Consider the following 19,510-nt stretch of genomic DNA (forward strand, 5'->3'; position numbering starts at 1 on the left):
ATAATGAAACTATTGAAAACTCTACCCCTTGTATTGGCTATGCTTCTGGCATTGACTGCTAACTCTATGGCTTTAGATGACACAGCTGAAGAAATTGATAATGATGCGAATGAAGCACTCATAGTGTTCTATAAAGAAGTAAATGGCGGTAAAAAGTTTTTAGACAATGCAAAAGGCTACGTCGTATTTCCTGAGGTAACCGAAGGAGGATTTTTTCTTGGCGGTAAATATGGCGAAGGAGCACTGCGTGTAAATGGTGTGACTGAAGGGTACTACAGTATTACATCTGCATCGATGGGAATGCAAATGGGGGTGCAACAATATTCTTTGATCATAGCCTTTACATCAGATCAGGCACTCAAAACTTTTATGCGGGATGATGATTGGGAAACTGAAATTGATATAAATGTCGCTATGGCTGAATATAATGCTGAAGAAGAAGCAGATGATGTTGACTTTGGTTCCAATATGGTTGGATTTGTATTTGATTCTAAGGGGATGATGGGTAACTTTTCATTTGAAGGTACTAAATTTGAAAGAATAACACCTGATAAAGACTAGTGGTTAAAACGATCTTTATAAGAACACTTCTGGCAGAGCTCTTCCACCGCTTTGCCTTCTTTGAAACCCTCTAACATATTTACCGCACGTTTTGAAGTTAAAATTTCATACAGCGTATTTTTATGCAAGTCTCCAAGTTCTATGATCCCATCACAATCCAAACAACAGGGTACCACTTTCCCACTGGCCAGGATAGCCACATGTGATTGTAAGCCCTGGCATGTGCCATGACCGTATACTTTATTGTTTAAAGAGGGCCATTCAAAGTAGTTGTCAAAATGTACAAGGATTTTAGAGGCTAGACGCAGTGACTTCGGTTTCTCTTCATAAATAGTGTGTAGATCAAGCTGGGTATCAAAAGCAGACGCAAGTTTTTCAAAGAGTGTTTCATTAAATGTTCGTTCACTCATCATCTCATCTAAATTCCATACACGCAAATTAATAAAAAGGTCTTCTTTCCTGTTCAGCTTAGCTTCACATAACGCAAGTACGGGATTCATGTACTGTTCAAATGTAATAGAAGTATCATTTTTATTGTAACTATTGAGTGAAATGTTGATCTGTTTGACACAAGGATGGAAAAGTGTATCATAAGAGTGTTTCTTTAAAAAGTATCCGCTGGTTGTCAGCATCGCTTTAAGCCCATGTTTATGGATAATATCTAAATAAGCATCCAAGTTAGAGAGTGTAAGAGGATCACCTACCACATGACAAGCGATCTCTTTGGTATACGATTTGGCTTGGTTGACCATGGATTCAAAAAAGTCCAGATCCATCTCTTTAGTGGGTAACGCTTTTGTAGGACAAAAGCTGCAGGAGAGTCCACATACATTTGTAAGCTCGATGTAAATACGGTAAAACTTCATAGAGGGTTATTTCATACAGATAGAAAGGTCAGTGATATTTTTTGCACGATTCACACAGGGTATGCGAGATTGCAGATCTATAAGTTCATCTTCTATTTTATCGAGTAATATATTTTTTCGTTTCTCATCCCAAAGTATAATGTCCTCATCCTTCTCTCTTCCCATTTGAGCCTTCATTTGACTAAAATGTTCCATACATTGATTGGCTGTAAAAGGGTCTTCAACTGTCTGTAGACATTCTCGTGTTTTCATCATAGATCTTAAGAGCTTAGGTAAGAGTTTCTTTTGTCTTTTATAAATATCTTTAGAAATGTGGTTAATAAACTTTCTCCTCTCTTCATCTTTTATCTCGCTGCTACTGTAACTTTCATTCATATCACTGAGACCAAAAGCAGTTTCTTTTAACATTTTATAAAAATTTTCAGCTTTATGTACATTCTTGGTTTTAATATCATGTTTAAAAAGCGCAAACTCTTTTACAGGGAAATCAGGGACGCCACACGCTTCATTGGAAGTATTTATATCAAAAATGACTTTAGTTGCCTCTTTTACATACAAAACATCTAGTACATGGGACTCTAACTTAAGAACAATATTTTTATAAATGCATTTTTTTATACTTGCTCCCTCCCACACATCACAAAGAACACCGGCAACAGTTTCCTCTCCTGTTTTAGTAAAAGAAGCTGTTTCATCATGACCATGGATATCATAAGAGCTTTTTTTACGTTCCAATAGGTGTTCTTTTGTATAATCAGCAGTGATGACTGTATCTTTTGTATGTTTTTCCAATCTCTTTACATGCTGTTTATGTTTTATGGCGCCCGTAGTCAATACTACTCCGCTCTCTTCTTCCAGCTTCACTTTACCCCAGTCCTTAAAACGCAATTTTGCCTTACCTTTTATACTGAGATTTGTTTCAGGGGTCAATTGTGTTCCGCCACTGATCTCATAAAGAACCATACCTGATTCTACTTCAAATGGATGTGTTGTCACTTCTGCTTGCAGAAATGTAACCCCTCCAATGAATAAAATCTTTTTCATATGATGCCCAATAGACATAAGCTTCCTTATCTGCAGATGATACATTAATGAGAGTATTGTAACATAATTAAAAACTATAAGAGATATCTACAAACAACATGTCGTTATCTTTAATAGCATCAAAACTTAAAGTCCCACCTATATAATCTACAGCTCCGATATTCGTATTGATCCCCTCACCTAGTTCATACTTTATCCAAGCCCTCTGAAAACCACCTTCATCAAATTTTTCACCGTTCATAAATATAAGATAATTTGCCGTCAGTGTTGCATGCATAAAGTCAGAGCTTATACGAAATGCATGTTGATAACTATGTTTATTTAATGGATTGAGTTCTTTCATAACTCTTTGATCATACTCACCGATATCTTTATGCACCAAATCATAGGAGATCATTGTATCGGCTATACCTTTATATTCAAACCCCAAAAGCAAGTCTCTTCTAGTGAATTCCTCCTCACCTGTTGTTGAATATTTGAGTCCATCAAAATATGCGAATTCTGTTTTTAATAACCAAGATCCATGAAGTACATTCAATGCCGTACCAAACATATTGATTTTATCATGTTCTATGATGCTTGTTTGACCAGAGGAGACAATATATCCTTCATCATCACGTATGCGTGCTGCATAAAAATTGATGTCCCAGCCTGTAAATTCACCACCTACAGAAAGTGCATAGCTTACATCAGAGTATTCTTTATCATCAGGAGCGGGTAATGGTGCAGGATAAAAAACCGAGCCAAAAGGCGGTCTCTTAGTAAAACGTTGTTCCAGTATCGCAATGGGTGTTACTCGCCAATCTCCTATGAAATAGTCAAATTTCGCCATACTTACAGGTAGACGCAGGTTTTCTATATCTACCATACCTGGTCGACGGTTATCCAAGGGGTTAAGTATATCTGTTACCCGTATAGTATCACTTCTCCCCCATACAACAACCTGACGCCCTAGTTTCATGTCAAAATTATCTGTAATGGTTCCTTGAATGTAGGCATCAAAAAGCTCTACTTCACTTCTAAGTTCATTTAACTCGTCTTGTGAGAACTTATCACTTCCCCGAATGTCATACATAGCATCATAATAGGCTTTAGCATTCGTTTTAAATTTAAAACCATTTTCAAACTTATGTTCATAATCCAACTGAAATGAACTTTTGAAAGATGAGATATTGTCATGAGGTTTATCCGTATAGAGTGAATATACTGCTTGTTGCGTTAATTTTCCGGTAACTCCTGGCAATGAATATGTCGTATCTTCTACTTCCATCTCAATACCTGCGGTGGAAGTATCATCAAAACCATCTAGTAATGCATCTTCATCTGTATTTTCTTTTTCATCCATACTGTCAAAAGGAGTATCATCAAAACCACTTAATGCTTCATCCAGCTCATTTGCGTGACCTCCAAGGCTCAATAGGACTATGGCTGTAAATACTGAAAAACGTATGCTATACAACTACAGCCCCTTCTCTAGTCTACGCGTGGTAAACATATTGTCATCAATGGCCCTATTGAGTTTTATGTTAGAAAACTTCAAGAGGGTTTTGTGTAGAGTACTTTTACCTTTTTTTGTTGTCATCGTCATCTCATCAATAAGCCAAACTCCACCTTGTTTATGAAGTTTCTTAACATCCAGATATTTTTTCCTGTTATTTTTCATAAACCCGATAGAACGAACCACTACATAATTATCCTGTCTTACAAGTGCTATACTTTTTGTATATCCTGACTCTTTCACTACTTCAGATGTACGAGGTATGGCTTGTATCATCCATGCCTTGTTTCCTCTTACCTTTGTCTCTTTGAGTAATTTAAAATCATAATCTTCCAAATCTCTATCAGTCATATCAAAATAGGAAAAGTCTGATCCCATAAAGCTCGAACTTTTGTCTGAAGTCGGAATACGTTTCACTTTTTTAAGCGCTGGAAGGTAAAGCCACTGGTCGTCATCTCTACTCGAATCATCATAATCATACGTCAAAAAAGCTGTGTTCTTTACATCTGCGGGACTCTTAAAAAACATGATACGGTATTCATCTTCTCCAAAATCTTTTCCATAGGATTTGATATCTCGATCTCTTGTATTACCATTTTTATCTATAAGTACCATAAGCATATCTTGTTCCAATGTTTGACCATCATCTCTGGCATCTACTTTTTCCATAATGGCTCTTGCTTTTGGATCATCTGCAAAAAGATTGGTTGTTAGTAGTGTAGCCCCTAATGTAAGTGCTAATAATATTTTTTTTCCAGTCATTTATTCTCCTTTGATTATTTGATCCATCCGCGTTTTGCGATCACGATCATGAGTGCAGGAGCAAGTAACAGGTCAGCTAAAAGTGCCAATACGATCACAGAGCCTGTAAGCAGTCCAAAGTTTTGTACAGAGATCATATTTGCCATCATGTATGCGTAAAAACCTAATGATAAAACTATCGTGGTGATCACCATCGCTTTACCTGTTGTAAAGAAGGTTTGCTCTATGGCTTTGGCACTGTCCCCGCTCTCCAGGTAGTATCTTCTAAAATTGTGTAGGAAGTGTATAGTGTCATCCACCGCAAGTCCTATAGCAATAGAACCGATAAGCAGTGTGAACATATCGAGTGGAATATGGGCAAAATACATCAATAATAATCCCATAATGATAGGTGTTAAGTTCGGTATCATACTGATAAGCCCTATGCGCACGGAACCCAAAATAAGCATCATCATAAAAGTAATACCAACAAAGGCGATGAAATAACTTGTCACTGATGAACTTACGGCATGAGAGAAAGTATTGATCAGTAGAGGGATCATCCCTGTGGTCACAATGACATCATCAGGAAATGTTTTTGTTGCTATTTCTTTGACATATCCCAACACTTGCGTAGCACGTACAGCATCTGTCCATGGAAGTTTAATACTGATACGTGCTTTAGAAATCTGGCTGTCTACCACATCTTCCAAATCATCTGAACCTGAGTTTTCAAACAGTAACAACTCTTGAGAAACAAGGTCAGCATTGTCTGGAATTGTATAATAGGTTTCTTTATTTTCATGCAATGCTCTGTTGGTCTCTTTAACAATCGTTGCCAGAGAGACCACTTTTCCTATATGTGTATAGTTATCCACATACTGTTCCATCTCTTTAGAAAGCTTATTGAGTTTTTCAAGTCTTATCGGGTCATTCCAGCCATTCTCTTTTTGTGTATCTATGATCAGCTCTATGGTCACTGAGCCGTTGAGTTTTTCGTCTATCGTTTCTGTAGAGATGCGGTCATAACTGTCCGGTTGGAACCATTTAAGTGGATTATGTGAAAGCTCTATCTTTATAGCCGCAGCCAATGCCACGAATACCAATACGGTACTAACTACAATAATACTTTTATAATGATTAACAGGAATCACAGCAAGTTTTTTCATAAATCTATCTAGTTTACCCGCTTCAGTTTTCACCTTTTGTTTCATTTTAGTAATACTTAAAAGTGCAGGAAGTAAAGTAAGTGTTAAAAATAATGAGATCATCACTCCAAGTGAAGCAAACCTACCCAAATCTGATATAGGCGCTACTTGAGAGCCAGAAAATGATCCCACACCGATCGCAGTGGTCACAGATGTCATGGCAATAGCCAGTCCCGAGTGTTTCAGTGTGTATATAATGGATGCTTTTTTATTACCAGATGTATTGAACTTATCAAAAAAGATAGAGAGTATGTGTACTGTTGCACCAATACTGACAGCTAAAAGAAGTGACGGAACAATTTGTGTAGGAAGCTTAAAGGCTACCCCGCTCCATGCCATGGTACCTACCGTTGCGAGCAAAGAAAGAATGATCACGATCAGTGGATAAAATACTGCTGAGGCACGTCGAAACATGACAAATAAAAAAACAAGTATGATAAGAAAAGTAATACGCATGAACTTTTGCATATCTGCCTGCATTTGCGATTTGAGAGCATGGTTCACAGAGGGGGAACCTGCTACGTATATCTCCACTCCCTCTTTTTTATACTTTTGGGTTATGGCTAATACTGCTGAGACCAACTGTGCATTTTCTCTATCGGTTAAAAATGCTCTTTCTTTGGTTTCACTTGCTCCTATTCCTGCATCTTCTTCAAAACCTTCATCAAATGCATCAATATCTGACACCTTTTCTTCACCTTCATGAGAGTAAGCATCAGTCTCTATGATCAACGTAGTCATCTTTCCATCTCTACTGATAAAAAGATCTTTATAAAAGTGTGATGTGAGTGCACGCTGTTTAATAGCCTCTACTTCTTCTTGTGTAGTAGGAAAAGGTTCTAATAGATCATCAGTGATAAGTTTATCTCCCTCTCCTCTGGTATTTCTTACGTTATACAATGAAGTGATATCATCTACAAAAGGTACATTTGATTCAATCTCTTCATGCAGTGTTTTAAGTGTTTCAAAAAACTGTAGCGTAAAGATATTATCACTTTTAAGGGCCACAATCACTCGCTCATCACGTCCAAACTGAGCTCTGAAATCATTATATTCCAAAAGTACAGGATCGTCATCATGCATAAACCCTTCTGTAGAAGTGTCCATCTTTATCTGTGGAACATGAGAGAGAGGGAAAGCTAAAAGTATGACAATAAACATGATAACTTTTAGGGGATTGTCATATATAAATGCTCCCATCTTTCCCATGAGATTTTCTAGCTTGTTATGCATTACTATCCTTTTTTTCATAAATATATAGTCATATTATTTACTGTTTATGTATTTTATTATTATTACTTTATAACTATGTTATAAGTGTTACTAATTATTATTTTATTTTTTGATACTCTTTATCTTGATAAAATATCAGTGCCTCACTGTATGTATCAGAGCCTTTAACCATAAAACTCATAGATATCAACATACTGCATAAGCTCACACTGAATATCTAGTTACGTAATATTAAACTTTTCCTTTTTCATACCATTTTCTAAGCCATGCATCCATCGGGTACATGATACGGTAAATAGCAGGAACCACTAAAAGCGTCAAAATAGTAGAACTCATTAATCCTCCAATGATCGCCAGTGCCATAGGTGCATTACTCTCATGCCCTGCGCCGCCTCCAAATGCCAAAGGAAGCATCGCACCTATCATGGCAAAAGTGGTCATCAAAATAGGACGAAGTCTTTTTTCACCCGCTTCCAAAATGGCTTGATTCACCTCTTTACCTTCTTTGATCGCCTGATTAGCAAAGTCAACGACCAAAATAGCATTCTTCCCGACCATACCCAATAAGAGGATGATCCCAATCATTACAAAGAGACTGAAATTGTTTCCCGTCAAATAGAGTGCCACGATAACCCCTGTAAATGAAAGTGGCATCGCCACCATGATAATGAACGGTTGAATGATCGACTCATACAATGCAGCAAGGATCAAATAGATCAAAATGATCGCCAAAAGTACTGCAGCACCGAACGCTGCATTGGTATCAGCCATATTCTCAATATCACCCGTATAGCGGTAGTTATACCCCGCAGGTAGTATGTCTCCTATTTTCTCATCCACAACTTTCATGATCACATCCAAACTGGTCTCAAACATTCCTGATGTCACCATTACTTTTCGCTCGCGATCATAACGGTTAATAGATGATGTACCCGTATGTTCTTCAAAAGTGATCAAACCTTCAAGCGAGACAAATTCACCATCACTGTTTTTGATCTGCAGTTTTTTAATATCATCAATAGAACTGCGATATTTATCTTCAAAACGCAAGGTAATGTCAAACTCTCGTCCATTCTCTTCGTAATATGAGATGGCTCTATCACTGGAATATGCACTCGACAGGATACCTGCTATCTCGTCGGCACTCACACCGGAACGCTGTGCATTTTCTCTTAAGATATTTATTTTTATCTCAGGTTTTCCACTCTCATAATCTCTATCTATACCTACCACCCCTTTGGTCTGTTTAAGCAGATCCATGAGCTTTTGGGTTGTTTCGTTCAGTACATCAAGATCATCCCCTGTGACAACGATCTGTACGGGTGCATTACTGCTTCCCGTATCAAAGGGCGCAACTTCTTCAACCGTAACGACCATATCTTTGATCGTTTTAAATGCATTGGTATATTGCTGCACGACATCTTCTTGTGAAACGGACCTCTGTGCTACGGGCTTGAGTTTCGCATAGATCTTGGCTTTATGGATCTCCTTGGCACTGTTATAACCAATGGACAATACTGAATATTCTATATTCTCATCACTCTGCATCTTCTCAAGCATAGGCATCATTTTTTTCTTCATTTCTTCCAGACTTGTTCCAACCGGAGCTTTGGTAAATACCTGAAACTCACTGTTGTCCTGCATCGGTACGAAGTCCATACCTGTAGAGAGTTTGGTTGAGGCAACCAATACGCCTATCGTTACCAAAATAGTGATCCACTTAAAACGGATCAATGGTTTAAGCAGAGCTACATACGCTCTGTCAAGTCCAACAAAAATTGGCTCTGTCAAATGGAAAAATTTACTTTCCTTGGAACTTAAAACACGTGCCCCAACCGTCGGTATGAACATGACCGCTACCAAATAGGAAAGTACAACACCTGCAGCTACCGTCATGGCAAAAGAATTAAAGAACATACCCACAATACCATCCATAAAGGCAACAGGTACAAACACGGCAAGCAACACTGAAGAGATCGCTAAAATAGAAAATGACACCTCTTTGATCCCTTCAAGAGAAGCTTGAAACGGCTCCATTCCTGCTTCCATCTTTTTAGTGATATTTTCAATCACAACGATCGCGTCATCAATAAAGATACCAATGGCAAGTGTAAGTCCTATCAGTGTGAGTTTATTTAAGTCGTACCCCATCCAGTCAATAATAGCAAACGTACCAATGATGGATGTTGGAATGGCAAGCGCTGAAACAAGGGTTGCAGTAACATTTCTAAGGAAGAAAAATACGATGATGATCGCCAGGATCGATCCGTAAATAAGATCGAAGGTTACATTATCAATATTCACCATGATCTTATCGCTCTGATCTTGAAGCAATTGCAATGTGTAATTATCCCCGGCAATGGTTTCAAGACGAGGCATCACCTCTTTTACCCCTTTAATGATATCCAGTACATTTTCACCAGAGATCTTTTTCACTTCAAGCATCACACCTTGATTCCCATTGTACGAAGAGTAACTGCTACTGTCACTCAATCCATCTACAACACGTGCCACATCTTTCAGTTTAATTCCCGGTTTAATGATCAATTCTCGAAGATCATCTACACTGATAGCATCCGCTTTCACTTTGATCACTGTCTCTTTTTGATCACTGATAAGCTTACCTGCTCCCTGGTTAATATTCTGAGCAGCAACAATATTTTGAACATCAAGTGCTGTGAGATCATATTTATTGAGTTTAAACGGGTCAACAAAGATCCGTACTTCTCTATCTTGATACCCAATGATATTGACTTCACCTACCCCTTTGATCCGCTGCAGTTTGGGTTTGAGCTTTTCATCTGCCATTCGCATGAGTGCAGTGACATCACCTGTTTTCGTCGCAACAAAAAGGTTAATCACCACACCACTTGCACCCAATTTTTTCACGATAGGTTTCTCAACTTCATTGGGCAGCAGTACAGAACCTATCTTGTCACGTACATCATTGGTTGCTTCATCGATATTCTTAAAAAGTTCAAACTGTATGGTAACCGTACTAAAACCTTCATAGGAGGTTGACATCAGTTTATCGATCCCATCGATCCCGCTGACAGCTTCTTCCAGTTTATCGGTTACTTTGGTCTCGACTGTACTGGCATCAGCTCCATCATAGGTGGTTTGAATGGTGACCACAGGAAAATCAACATTGGGAAAAAGATTCACTGGCATCGTGTTATACGACATCAATCCAAATACAATAAAGGACAATACGCCCATCAGTGTTGTGATGGGTCTGTTTATAGCAAATTTATACATTATTCCCTACTTTACTGTTATGTATCCGTCACCAAAGAGTCCTACAGGGAAACTCTCAGCTCTGACCTCAGCCAACATCTTTCGTGATTTTGCATCTATGGTCGGATAAATCTTATAAATGGTTCCATCATACACTCTGTCATCCCCATCTATCTTGTATTTAAAACTATCACCAACCTTCACTTTGCCATGATATTTTTGATCAAACTTGAGTATCAGTTTTCTTGCTTTCAGACTTTGTATATCATATACTTCCGTGATCATTTGGCCACTGACCACATCACCGATCTCTATACGCTTTGCAGTAATGATACCATCAAAAGGGGCACGTAAATAGGTTTTAGCTAAAAGTGCCTCCTGATACTTGAGTTGCACTTTTGCATTATCATATTTGTAGGCATAACTTTCAAACAGGGAAACATTAATATGCTGCTGAACCTTTTTTTGTCTCTCATAATCACTCTTTGCATATTTCAATGCTACTTTTGATACCTCAACCATCGCTTCAATGTCATCATTGAGTAACTCAGCTAAAAGTTCATCTCTTTTTACTTCAGAACCGATATCCACATGCATCTGTCCCACAATACCGCTGCTGCTGAATGCCAAAGAGGCACTCTTCTCCGCTTTTACATCAAATGTTGCATAGATCTCCTCTGCATTCAAATGCAGCACCGCCAATAATAAAACTACCATCTTCTTCATCTAATAAACTCCTTTGGGTCTTTCCCTGCATAGTAATAATAGATCGATTTGCCGATCTCATAATCATAAAGTGTCTCTTTGTAGCGTGACTGAGCCAGTGTTTTTTGCGTCAGTGCATCAAGAAAAGCAATATTGTCGATCAAACCGACTTCAAATTTCTTTTTGAGCACATCATACGTACTTTTTGCAGCGCGCAAAGCACTTTTGGCACTTTTCAGTCTGGTACGTATGGTCTCCAAACTTTTTTGTGACAGGTTATAATTCATCTTTTGTTCATTTTTTGCATAATCGATTTCAGAAAGCAGTGCCATTTTCTGATATTTCACTGCTTCACTTTCTTTAGACATTCTGTCATTATCAAAAAGCCTCATATTGACTGAAATCATTAATTTGTTCTGATGGTCTAGCAATAACCCATCTCCAGAAAAGTCTCCCATAGAAACGGTATCATCAAAATGTGATTTGTTATAGATATCAGATATATTTACCTGAGGTCTATAGCCTGCATGGATCGCCTTAGAGTTTTCACCTACCGCATTGGCATTGGCTTGAAGCATTTTGATGTTTTCAAAGATTTCAAATCGCACATTATCCGGTTCTTTGAAATAATTCTTTTTTAACTGTATCACAGGCAAACCGCTAAGAAGTTCCAGGTTTCTTTCACTTGTTAAAAGTTCCAGCTTTGTGTTAGCCATCGTGTAATTATTACTGTCATACTCTGCTTGAAGTTTATCTACCTCTTCTTGCGTAGAAAGACCTGCACTTTTAAACTTTCTTATACGTTTTATCTGTTCTTTCAGTTCAATAGAACGCTCATTTAATGCTTCCAATGTCGCTTTGAGTTTCTGTAATCCATAATAATAGCGCACTATCTCTAATGTAATACTCTTTTCAAAAGCACGTTTTTCAAACTGAGCTGCCTCATGTTCATAGCGTTTGGCACTCAGTATGGCACTTTTCCTACCCCCGTCATAGAGCTCCAGGTTCACCGTTGCAAAAGCTGTCGACGTTTGTCCTGGATTCACAAGATTATTTGGAGAGACATAACTGTGATTTGCTCCAACATCCACTGTCGGCCAGTAAGCACTTTTAGCCGCATCCACTTCTTCTTGTTTGGCTTTGATCCGTATCTCTTTCGCTGTGATCAACCCATTCTCTTTATTGGCATTCTCTACCAATGTTTTTAAACCATAACTTTGTGCAAAGACAAACAAAGGTAAAAACAATCCTAACACTATTCTCATCTAATATCCTTCTTTTGAATAAGCGTAAAAAAGGCTTCAACAAATTGATCGATATGCATTTTGGCATCAATGCAATCAACTTTTGATTCTACCACCATACCTATAGAATACGTATGCAACATCCCGACCAGATCTTTGGCCTCTGTTTTGATCTCTCCCTTGATAACAGCATCATCTATGATCTGAGCCAATATGGTCAGGAACTTTTCACGACATGCCCTACTGAACTCTATCATCTCATCTACATTTGATGTCAGTGAAATAGCTAAAAATTCTCTATAGATAGATAACTGTTTTTCATAATACGGATCACTGTAGAGTAGAGACAAAGATCTTTTGATCTTTTCTTTGGTACTTATATCTTCATCGATAAGTTCATAAAGCCGCTTTTCATGTTCCGAAATAAACACTGAAATGATCTCAAAAACGATATCTTCTTTATTGCTGAAGTACTCATAGATCGTACCTTTACCTACGCCTGCGCATTCTGCTATTTTGGAAATTGTAATATTTTTTATACCATGTTCAAGTAACAAGCTTTTGGAAGCAAGCGCTATAGAACGGCGTTTTTCTTCTTTATTTACAACAATTGGCATACTGCTCCTTTATATGACTGACCGTCGGTCAATTAAAGAAGTATAGCACTTTTTGTTTAGAGTGACATTTGGATCACTTGTTTATTTTCACTCTTTTTTGATTTTTTAAAGCATGGAAAGTTAATACGCAGCTTCATTCTAACTGTTCTTCAACCTATGTATCAGTACGACCAAAGTGACCCAAAAGAGCCCCAGCCCTATTCCCGCGATCACGTCACTCAACCAATGTACATTTAAATACACTCTGGAAAAAGCAATGATGACCGGCCACACTATACAACCCATCCATAACAATAACTGCAAACTTATGGAATGCACTCTTTTAGCAAAGATCAAATAGACAGCCAGTGACATTGCCGTTGCCATTGTTGCATGCCCTGAGGGAAAAGAATGGGTTGCTATCGTAAGTAACTCTGAACTCGGTCTGGCACGCTGCACGATCATTTTGATAACAACAAAAGATATATTTGCACCAAAGACAGAAAAGATATAGAATAAAAGATCGTTATACCATTTTTTATAGATCAAAAAGAATATCATGAAGATTGAAAAAACAAAAATGCCCATGGCACCGTTGAAGTTGGTCAGTGCCACCATAAACTTAGTTAATAATGGGGTCTGAACAGCATTAATATAAGTCTCTATCCATCGATCTATCACCAGAATATATTCTTTTTCTATCACATCTTCGGCCATTTTTGCAAACAGATAAAAGCCTAGAATATTCATCATGATGAGTGCTTTGTTTTTTAAAAGAAATGTGAGTATTTTAGTTTTCATGACAACCCTTCATCAAAAGGAAAAGTACTGTCAGTACCAATGACATTTTTATTTATGCGTTTCATCATTTTACACTGTCTCACTGTCATTCAAAGGTATCATAACTTTCCTTCTCATCCATAGACTCTTATACAAAATTCGAACCCTATACTCAGTAAAGAAGCCAGCAAAACATACTAAAGTTTCTTCACTCCTCTGGCCACATCTTCTTCCAACTGTCCAAATGCTCTGTTCATAGCATCTACGATACTGCTGGCATCGGCTTTCGTTGGGACTATGGTATTGAACAATTTAAGACTTCTTTGCTCTGTACGCATATTTTTCACTTCCCAACTAGCATCAAGATATACGCTATCTCCTTGTGCAATGAAACGTGTTACCTGCACTTTTATCTTGATGTCTGGCTGCGTGTCTGTACCCCAAGGATACGCATAGACACTTGGCTGTTTAAACTTTTTCTGTAAAAAAGCGATCAGTCTGTGGGTTAATCCTGTATCCATATCTTCAGCCCATTGTGAACCGCTTAGAAATGTAACCTGACTTGATGATTTTGCTACGGCGATCTCTCTTTTAAAAAGGTACTTAGGCACTGTGACCTTCTCTACTCCTATAACGTGATTTGTGTGCGCATAGCTCACTGTGGGTTGAGAAGCTGTTGAAAGTACATAGTAGTTAGAGAGGGTACAGCCACTGACTATAAATAAAGTACCCCATGTTAATAATAGTTTGATTCTACTCATTATTTATCTCCAAAAATAAGTGAATTTGGTTTACGGTTCATCAGTTTTAGGAACTCTTGCATCTCTTGAGAGGTCTCTGTCACCTCTTTAAGTGTTTGAGAAACTTGATGTGTTAAGAGTGAATTACTGTCATATTCCTTGAGCACTCTTTTAGCTGTACGGAGTGTTTTTGTCAACTCATTCATCGTTTTATTCAGTTCATCCGGCATCGTTTTAAATGATTTTGTACCTGTCATTGCATTAAGATTATTCACTGTCTTTTGCAGATCTGCCACGATTTTCTGTATAGGCTCTGTATTCTGATCAACCACGTTATTGAGAGAGGTAACCAGCTTTTCAACCTTATCTACTATCCCTACTGCATCATTAGGAAGGGAAGGGAGAAGGACATAATGTGCTCCTTGCAGTATATTTCTGTGTGTCGCATTGGTATCGAAAACCAGATCAACAAAAAGTGTACCGGTGAAAGGATCTGTAGAAGATATTTTCGCACTTAAGCCGTCTTCTAAAGCCTTATAAAATTTTTGTTTGCAAGTTTTCATATTATCTTTTTCAGAAGCAAAAGAGGATAAGTCTATATCTACCAGGACTTTACCAAGTACCTTATGTGTATGCTTATTATACGAAAGCGAAATATCTTTTACACGACCTACTTCATATCCTTCATACTGTACCAATGCACCTTTTTTGAGTTTAGCAATAGAGTCCTCAGTCAGGATCTCAAAAGTATTAATAAAATCCCCACCTCTTCCAATGATCTGTCCTTCTGCAAGGTTGGCATTTTTGTAAAGGCGGAAAACAAATTTCTTAGGTACTGTGTCAGAGCTATCCTCCCCCGTAGAAGAGAATTCTATACCCCCTTGTACCAAATGCGTCACAGGAGCTACATTGACATCCAGCCTGCCATGTACAAAACTTACATCAACCGCACTCTTAACCCAGAACTTGGAACTTCTATGCACATAAGGTACATAGAGTTTGTTGATAAATACTGCAAACTCTACACTCTGCCCATCAAGAGAAATGTTCACATGTTCCACTTTACCCGCCATAATATTTTTAAAATACACCGGTGTACCTTGTTTAACATTATAGCTTGAAGGGGCCCTAAGCTGAATATAGGTACCCTCTTCCGTATATCTATACGCTTGGTTCAAGCCCTGAAAAGAATCTTTTGGCTCTCCGCCTTTGGTAGCAAACATATCAATATAGGTTCCGGAGATCAACGTCTCCAAGCCTGAAACACCGGAGATCCCTACTTCAGGTTTCACGATCCAAAATTTCGCATTGGTATTAAGGTATGGAGTTGCAAATTTCTCCATTCTTGCGATCACCGTCACACCCTCACCATCTTCTTGCAATACGATCTTTTGTACTGTTCCTATAGGGACATTTCTATATTTGATCTGACTCTGCCCTGCATTCAATCCTTCATTTTCCGGAAAAACAATTTTTATTTCAGGTCCCAACTCAGAGAAATATTGATAGGCTAGCCAGCCGGCTATAATGAGTGCAATGAAAGGTACGATCCATATGGAAGTGATCAAATTGAATTTACTGGATTCTTCTATCTTTGGTATCTCTGTTGACATCTATTTATTTTCCTTAATGAGTCGTTCGTCGAATGCATGGGCTGCCAAAAGGGTAAAAAATACTGAAATGGCAAATGCCGTTGCTGCAGTTCCTGCAATGATCTCAATATTGGCCAAATGTATTAACGCTGCAAGTATAGCTACGACAAAAACATCGATCATGGACCATGGGCCTACTGCTTCAGTCATAAAGTAAAGTTTATATTTATTAATTCTTTTATCTTTCCCTATAGGGTATTTTACACTAATAAGCAAATAAATCAAAACAAGAAATTTTAACACAGGAATGAGAATAGAGGCAAAAAAAATGATCAATGCTATCGGATAAGAACCTTGCTCCCATAACATGACAATACCACCAAGTATCGTACTGCTATGCACTGCTCCAAACTGCTTCGTGATAAGCATAGGGTAAAGATTGGCAGGAATATAGGCGATCATAGCGGTAATCAGATAGGCCCAACTTTTTTCTGTACTGAAACCACGATGTCTATAGATAGAAGAACCACAGCGTCGACACTTATTCTCTTTACCTTTATCTATATTGACAGCCCCGCATATGGGACAACTTATGAGTTTATCTTTACTTACTTCTATCATGACTGATTCTCTTTCACACAGCTGACACCTGAAAAAATTCTTTTTCGTAGTCTCCATATCTCAGTAACGTGTATACTTTTAGTAAGATACAGATCGATCAGTACAAAAGCCATCAACGCCCAAAAAGCAATACCCATATGTATCTGTGCATATCCTATCAATTTTACCAATGCCACAAGAATACTGATCAAAAAGATGTCACTCATATTCCATGGCGTGATGTGTGAAATCAATAGAAGCAACTCTTTGCTGAGCTTCTCTCCTCGTTGACGCTTTAAAAGTATAAAAATAAGCATGTTGATGGTAAATATCATTAACGGAAATATAAAGATCAGAAAACTGCAAATGAGTCCGACCACATAAAAACCACTGTCGAAGAGGCTGATGAATGTCTGCGTAATAGTAATAAACTGTTCATGTCCCAATATCTCTATTTTGACCAAGGGAAATAGATTGGCAAGCATAAAAAAGATAAGCCCTGTCATACTTAGAGCCAGTCCATGATCGATAAGCTTACTGTCATTCCTATAAAGTATCGCTCCGCATTTGGAGCAACATGCTTTTATACCATCTTTGATAGGCACTTCTTCATGCAGGGTATGACACTCTTTACATAGTATAAGGTTATCTAGTTCATCTTCATTTTCAAGTTTCATAGATATAATTATAGCTGATATAACTAAGGACACTAATGCGCATTCTTTCTATTGGTAAAACATTGCAACATGACAAACTCGATATTGTCTCTATAGAAGAGTCCTCCTTACATACATTGCCTGATATAGAAGCATTTTCCTATATTATCATCTCTGGAGGGGATGGTACGATCAGACGTGTCATCAAACAACTCCATAAGATGGCATACTCGGCACGTTTCATACTCAACCCTACAGGCTCTTTTAATGTCGTTGCAAAACTGCATCAAGTAGCAAAGGTCCAATCTGTACTCGATGCCTTAGCGAACAATAAAACACTTCAAACAAAAAAACACCACTACTTTACACTCAATGATGAAGTCTTTCTCTTCTCTGCAGGGAATATGGGTGATCTACAGCATATCTTTCTTGCTGAAACACTGCGTTTTGGTCTGCTAAAGAACAATATGGGCAAATATTTGCTTGCTTTACTTTTCTTACTGCCATTGCACCTCATCATGACCCCCTTCATGCTACTGAGTTCTAACCGTTTTTTCATCTTCACCCCTGCATCATTCATCAAAAAATTCGGTAGTTTTTACGGAGAGGTCAAAGAGATGAAGATCGAGTTGGAAGATACCTATAATCATATAGAACTAGATGGTGACATTGTCACTATAAGAGATAATCTCCTTCATATTAAACCAGCAGGATTCATAAACATTATCACGAAGTAACAAGATTCTCGTAATATTCTACAACACGTCTATCTACATTAATGGCCCTTTGCAGATACTGTGTCAGATCGCCTCTATTGAAATCTATTTTCAGATTTTTTGGGTTGATCGCACGCGATATGGCCACATAGAACTGGCTTGGTGCGAAGATGTTATCTACGTTACATACAAGGTTGTCTATGCTCATCCCCTGAGACTTATGTATGGTCACGGCATAGGCCAGTTTCAGAGGAAATTGTGAAAGTGTGGCAAGTGACATGGTCTCAACGGTACCGTCATCTTTTACCTGCATATCAACCATATCGAAGTCATGTCTTTCGACACGCACGAATTCATCCTCTTTCTCTACGATGAGATGGTCCTCTTCTATTTTTCTTAGTATCCCTCTCTCTCCGTTCACGAACTTCCCCCATTTGTTCACCGTAAAAAGGATGGGAACTCCCTCTTTGAGCGTCAAATGTTCGGAGATAGGCAGCATGTTTTTCCAGCCTGCCAGCTTCTTTTCATGGACGGAACCGAACATTTCTATGTTTGCAAAGAGTATGGTCTCTTCCGTATCCAATTCATTGATCTTTGCTCTGTTGGTCTGTTCCACTTCCATGTTACGTCCAAAAAGATAGGTTGGGTCTTTCTCCATACCTTCTGTATTCCAAAGTTTTGTCATATAATTGACTACTTCCTCATCACATTGACCTTTACGGACCTTGGAGAGGATATGGGTGAACTCTGCATCCGTGGTACGTTTCATCTTGGTAAGTTCAATGACTGTCAGATCAAATCGTTCCCAAGCCATACTCTCAAAAGCATAGAGTTTTTCCCCGAAAACATCAGATCTATTTTGCTGTTTTTGCACCGGTGGCAGCTGAAAAAAGTCTCCCACAAAAAGTACTTTTCCCAGATATCCATAATGGTTCAGTCTGTAGGCTATCATATCCATCAGTTCAGTACTCACCATGGAAATTTCATCGATAATAATAAGATCCGTAGCTTTGAGTATTTTTTTCAGGTCTGAAAGGCGGCTCTTAGCACGTTTGTCTCCCGCAGCCAACTCCTCAAAATTCTTGGCGATACCAAACACAAAAAAACTATGTACCGTAAAACCTCCGATGTTCACTGCACTCACACCCGTAGAGCCTAAAGAGACTACCTGTTTTCCTCTTTTTCGGTAGTCAGAGATTACCTCGTTGGTGATGTAGCTCTTTCCAACCCCTGCACCACCTGTTAAGAAAACATTGGAATGTTTCAGCGCTTCTAATACATCGACTTTATCGCTCAAGATCCAGCCTTGTATCCAAATGTACACCATGTGTATTTTGCGTATGTTTCATGTGATTAAATGCAGAGTATTCCTGAATAGAGAAAAGTACTTCTCTTGCCAGAAGAGAAACAGTAAGAAGTATAAATGTGATGATGTATTTATTCATACAGTAATGCCCGATATTTTTTGAGTATTATACTGTAACAAACTTTTG

The 19,510-nt window shown here is 38.2% G+C and carries 18 protein-coding genes; 2 read left to right on the forward strand and 16 right to left on the reverse strand.

Features of this window, described 5'->3' with window-relative positions:
* Positions 1–3: 3 nt before the first annotated feature.
* On the forward strand, positions 4–561 hold the full coding sequence (locus tag LDM93_RS04730; RefSeq protein ID WP_223890952.1) for a YSC84-related protein: 558 nt from the start codon (positions 4–6) through the stop codon (positions 559–561).
* Here LDM93_RS04730 and LDM93_RS04735 read toward each other — a convergent pair.
* From LDM93_RS04735 to LDM93_RS04800, 14 genes are all read right to left on the reverse strand, one after another.
* Entirely contained in the window at positions 558–1,427 is an 870-nt protein-coding gene (locus LDM93_RS04735; RefSeq protein ID WP_223890953.1) for a radical SAM/SPASM domain-containing protein, read from the reverse strand. The genes LDM93_RS04730 and LDM93_RS04735 overlap by 4 nt on opposite strands.
* 6 nt (positions 1,428–1,433) lie before the next feature.
* Positions 1,434–2,489: a hypothetical protein gene (locus LDM93_RS04740; protein WP_223890954.1), complete on the reverse strand. Its 1,056-nt coding sequence runs from the start codon at positions 2,487–2,489 to the stop codon at positions 1,434–1,436.
* Between the two features lie 49 nt (positions 2,490–2,538).
* Positions 2,539–3,930: a DUF1302 family protein gene (locus LDM93_RS04745; protein ID WP_223890956.1), complete on the reverse strand. Its 1,392-nt coding sequence runs from the start codon at positions 3,928–3,930 to the stop codon at positions 2,539–2,541.
* Complete coding sequence (locus LDM93_RS04750; protein WP_223890957.1) at positions 3,931–4,731, reverse strand: outer membrane lipoprotein-sorting protein; 801 nt, start codon at positions 4,729–4,731, stop codon at positions 3,931–3,933.
* Between the two features lie 14 nt (positions 4,732–4,745).
* Positions 4,746–7,151, reverse strand: coding sequence for an RND family transporter (locus LDM93_RS04755; protein ID WP_223890959.1), 2,406 nt, complete (start codon positions 7,149–7,151; stop codon positions 4,746–4,748).
* Positions 7,152–7,382: 231 nt separating this feature from the next.
* Positions 7,383–10,409: an efflux RND transporter permease subunit gene (locus LDM93_RS04760; RefSeq protein WP_223890961.1), complete on the reverse strand. Its 3,027-nt coding sequence runs from the start codon at positions 10,407–10,409 to the stop codon at positions 7,383–7,385.
* Between the two features lie 6 nt (positions 10,410–10,415).
* The gene (locus tag LDM93_RS04765) at positions 10,416–11,114 is read right to left on the reverse strand and encodes an efflux RND transporter periplasmic adaptor subunit (protein ID WP_223890962.1); all 699 of its coding nucleotides are present in this window, start codon (positions 11,112–11,114) and stop codon (positions 10,416–10,418) included.
* Positions 11,111–12,358, reverse strand: coding sequence for a TolC family protein (locus tag LDM93_RS04770; RefSeq protein ID WP_223890964.1), 1,248 nt, complete (start codon positions 12,356–12,358; stop codon positions 11,111–11,113). The genes LDM93_RS04765 and LDM93_RS04770 overlap by 4 nt, the downstream gene beginning before the upstream one ends.
* Positions 12,355–12,954, reverse strand: a complete 600-nt coding sequence (locus LDM93_RS04775; RefSeq protein WP_223890965.1) for a TetR/AcrR family transcriptional regulator — start codon at positions 12,952–12,954, stop codon at positions 12,355–12,357. The genes LDM93_RS04770 and LDM93_RS04775 overlap by 4 nt, the downstream gene beginning before the upstream one ends.
* Before the next feature lie 138 nt (positions 12,955–13,092).
* Positions 13,093–13,734, reverse strand: coding sequence for a phosphatase PAP2 family protein (locus LDM93_RS04780; protein WP_223890967.1), 642 nt, complete (start codon positions 13,732–13,734; stop codon positions 13,093–13,095).
* 176 nt (positions 13,735–13,910) lie between these two features.
* The gene (locus LDM93_RS04785; RefSeq protein WP_223890968.1) at positions 13,911–14,474 is read right to left on the reverse strand and encodes a membrane integrity-associated transporter subunit PqiC; all 564 of its coding nucleotides are present in this window, start codon (positions 14,472–14,474) and stop codon (positions 13,911–13,913) included.
* On the reverse strand, positions 14,474–16,066 hold the full coding sequence (locus LDM93_RS04790; protein WP_223890969.1) for an intermembrane transport protein PqiB: 1,593 nt from the start codon (positions 16,064–16,066) through the stop codon (positions 14,474–14,476). The genes LDM93_RS04785 and LDM93_RS04790 overlap by 1 nt, the downstream gene beginning before the upstream one ends.
* Positions 16,067–16,666: a paraquat-inducible protein A gene (locus LDM93_RS04795; RefSeq protein ID WP_223890970.1), complete on the reverse strand. Its 600-nt coding sequence runs from the start codon at positions 16,664–16,666 to the stop codon at positions 16,067–16,069. It lies immediately after the preceding gene.
* Positions 16,663–17,322, reverse strand: coding sequence for a paraquat-inducible protein A (locus tag LDM93_RS04800; RefSeq protein WP_223890971.1), 660 nt, complete (start codon positions 17,320–17,322; stop codon positions 16,663–16,665). Before LDM93_RS04800 ends, LDM93_RS04795 begins: the two co-directional genes overlap by 4 nt.
* Before the next feature lie 35 nt (positions 17,323–17,357).
* On the opposite strand from LDM93_RS04800, the gene LDM93_RS04805 reads away from it, so the two are divergent.
* Entirely contained in the window at positions 17,358–18,038 is a 681-nt protein-coding gene (locus LDM93_RS04805; protein ID WP_223890972.1) for a diacylglycerol kinase family protein, read from the forward strand.
* On the opposite strand, the gene LDM93_RS04810 is transcribed toward LDM93_RS04805, so the two are convergent.
* Both LDM93_RS04810 and LDM93_RS04815 read right to left on the reverse strand, forming a co-directional pair.
* Complete coding sequence (locus tag LDM93_RS04810; RefSeq protein ID WP_223890973.1) at positions 18,028–19,314, reverse strand: ATP-dependent RecD-like DNA helicase; 1,287 nt, start codon at positions 19,312–19,314, stop codon at positions 18,028–18,030. The genes LDM93_RS04805 and LDM93_RS04810 overlap by 11 nt on opposite strands.
* A complete protein-coding gene (locus tag LDM93_RS04815; protein ID WP_223890974.1) occupies positions 19,304–19,462 on the reverse strand; it encodes a hypothetical protein in 159 nt (52 codons plus the stop codon). The genes LDM93_RS04810 and LDM93_RS04815 overlap by 11 nt, the downstream gene beginning before the upstream one ends.
* Positions 19,463–19,510 lie beyond the last annotated feature (48 nt).

It is taken from the genome of Sulfurovum sp. TSL6, assembly GCF_019972115.1.
Classification (GTDB): Bacteria; Campylobacterota; Campylobacteria; order Campylobacterales; family Sulfurovaceae; genus Sulfurovum.

What these genes read in the sequence shown, in the direction of transcription:
- LDM93_RS04730 (WP_223890952.1), top strand. Translation starts at nt 4, where the DNA reads ATGAAACTATTGAAAACTCTACCCCTTGTATTGGCTATGCTTCTGGCA.
- LDM93_RS04735 (WP_223890953.1), bottom strand. Translation starts at nt 1,427, where the DNA reads ATGAAGTTTTACCGTATTTACATCGAGCTTACAAATGTATGTGGACTC.
- LDM93_RS04740 (WP_223890954.1), bottom strand. Translation starts at nt 2,489, where the DNA reads ATGTCTATTGGGCATCATATGAAAAAGATTTTATTCATTGGAGGGGTT.
- LDM93_RS04750 (WP_223890957.1), bottom strand. Translation starts at nt 4,731, where the DNA reads ATGACTGGAAAAAAAATATTATTAGCACTTACATTAGGGGCTACACTA.
- LDM93_RS04755 (WP_223890959.1), bottom strand. Translation starts at nt 7,151, where the DNA reads ATGCATAACAAGCTAGAAAATCTCATGGGAAAGATGGGAGCATTTATA.
- LDM93_RS04760 (WP_223890961.1), bottom strand. Translation starts at nt 10,409, where the DNA reads ATGTATAAATTTGCTATAAACAGACCCATCACAACACTGATGGGCGTA.
- LDM93_RS04765 (WP_223890962.1), bottom strand. Translation starts at nt 11,114, where the DNA reads ATGAAGAAGATGGTAGTTTTATTATTGGCGGTGCTGCATTTGAATGCA.
- LDM93_RS04770 (WP_223890964.1), bottom strand. Translation starts at nt 12,358, where the DNA reads ATGAGAATAGTGTTAGGATTGTTTTTACCTTTGTTTGTCTTTGCACAA.
- LDM93_RS04775 (WP_223890965.1), bottom strand. Translation starts at nt 12,954, where the DNA reads ATGCCAATTGTTGTAAATAAAGAAGAAAAACGCCGTTCTATAGCGCTT.
- LDM93_RS04780 (WP_223890967.1), bottom strand. Translation starts at nt 13,734, where the DNA reads ATGAAAACTAAAATACTCACATTTCTTTTAAAAAACAAAGCACTCATC.
- LDM93_RS04785 (WP_223890968.1), bottom strand. Translation starts at nt 14,474, where the DNA reads ATGAGTAGAATCAAACTATTATTAACATGGGGTACTTTATTTATAGTC.
- LDM93_RS04790 (WP_223890969.1), bottom strand. Translation starts at nt 16,066, where the DNA reads ATGTCAACAGAGATACCAAAGATAGAAGAATCCAGTAAATTCAATTTG.
- LDM93_RS04795 (WP_223890970.1), bottom strand. Translation starts at nt 16,666, where the DNA reads ATGATAGAAGTAAGTAAAGATAAACTCATAAGTTGTCCCATATGCGGG.
- LDM93_RS04800 (WP_223890971.1), bottom strand. Translation starts at nt 17,322, where the DNA reads ATGAAACTTGAAAATGAAGATGAACTAGATAACCTTATACTATGTAAA.
- LDM93_RS04805 (WP_223890972.1), top strand. Translation starts at nt 17,358, where the DNA reads ATGCGCATTCTTTCTATTGGTAAAACATTGCAACATGACAAACTCGAT.
- LDM93_RS04815 (WP_223890974.1), bottom strand. Translation starts at nt 19,462, where the DNA reads ATGAATAAATACATCATCACATTTATACTTCTTACTGTTTCTCTTCTG.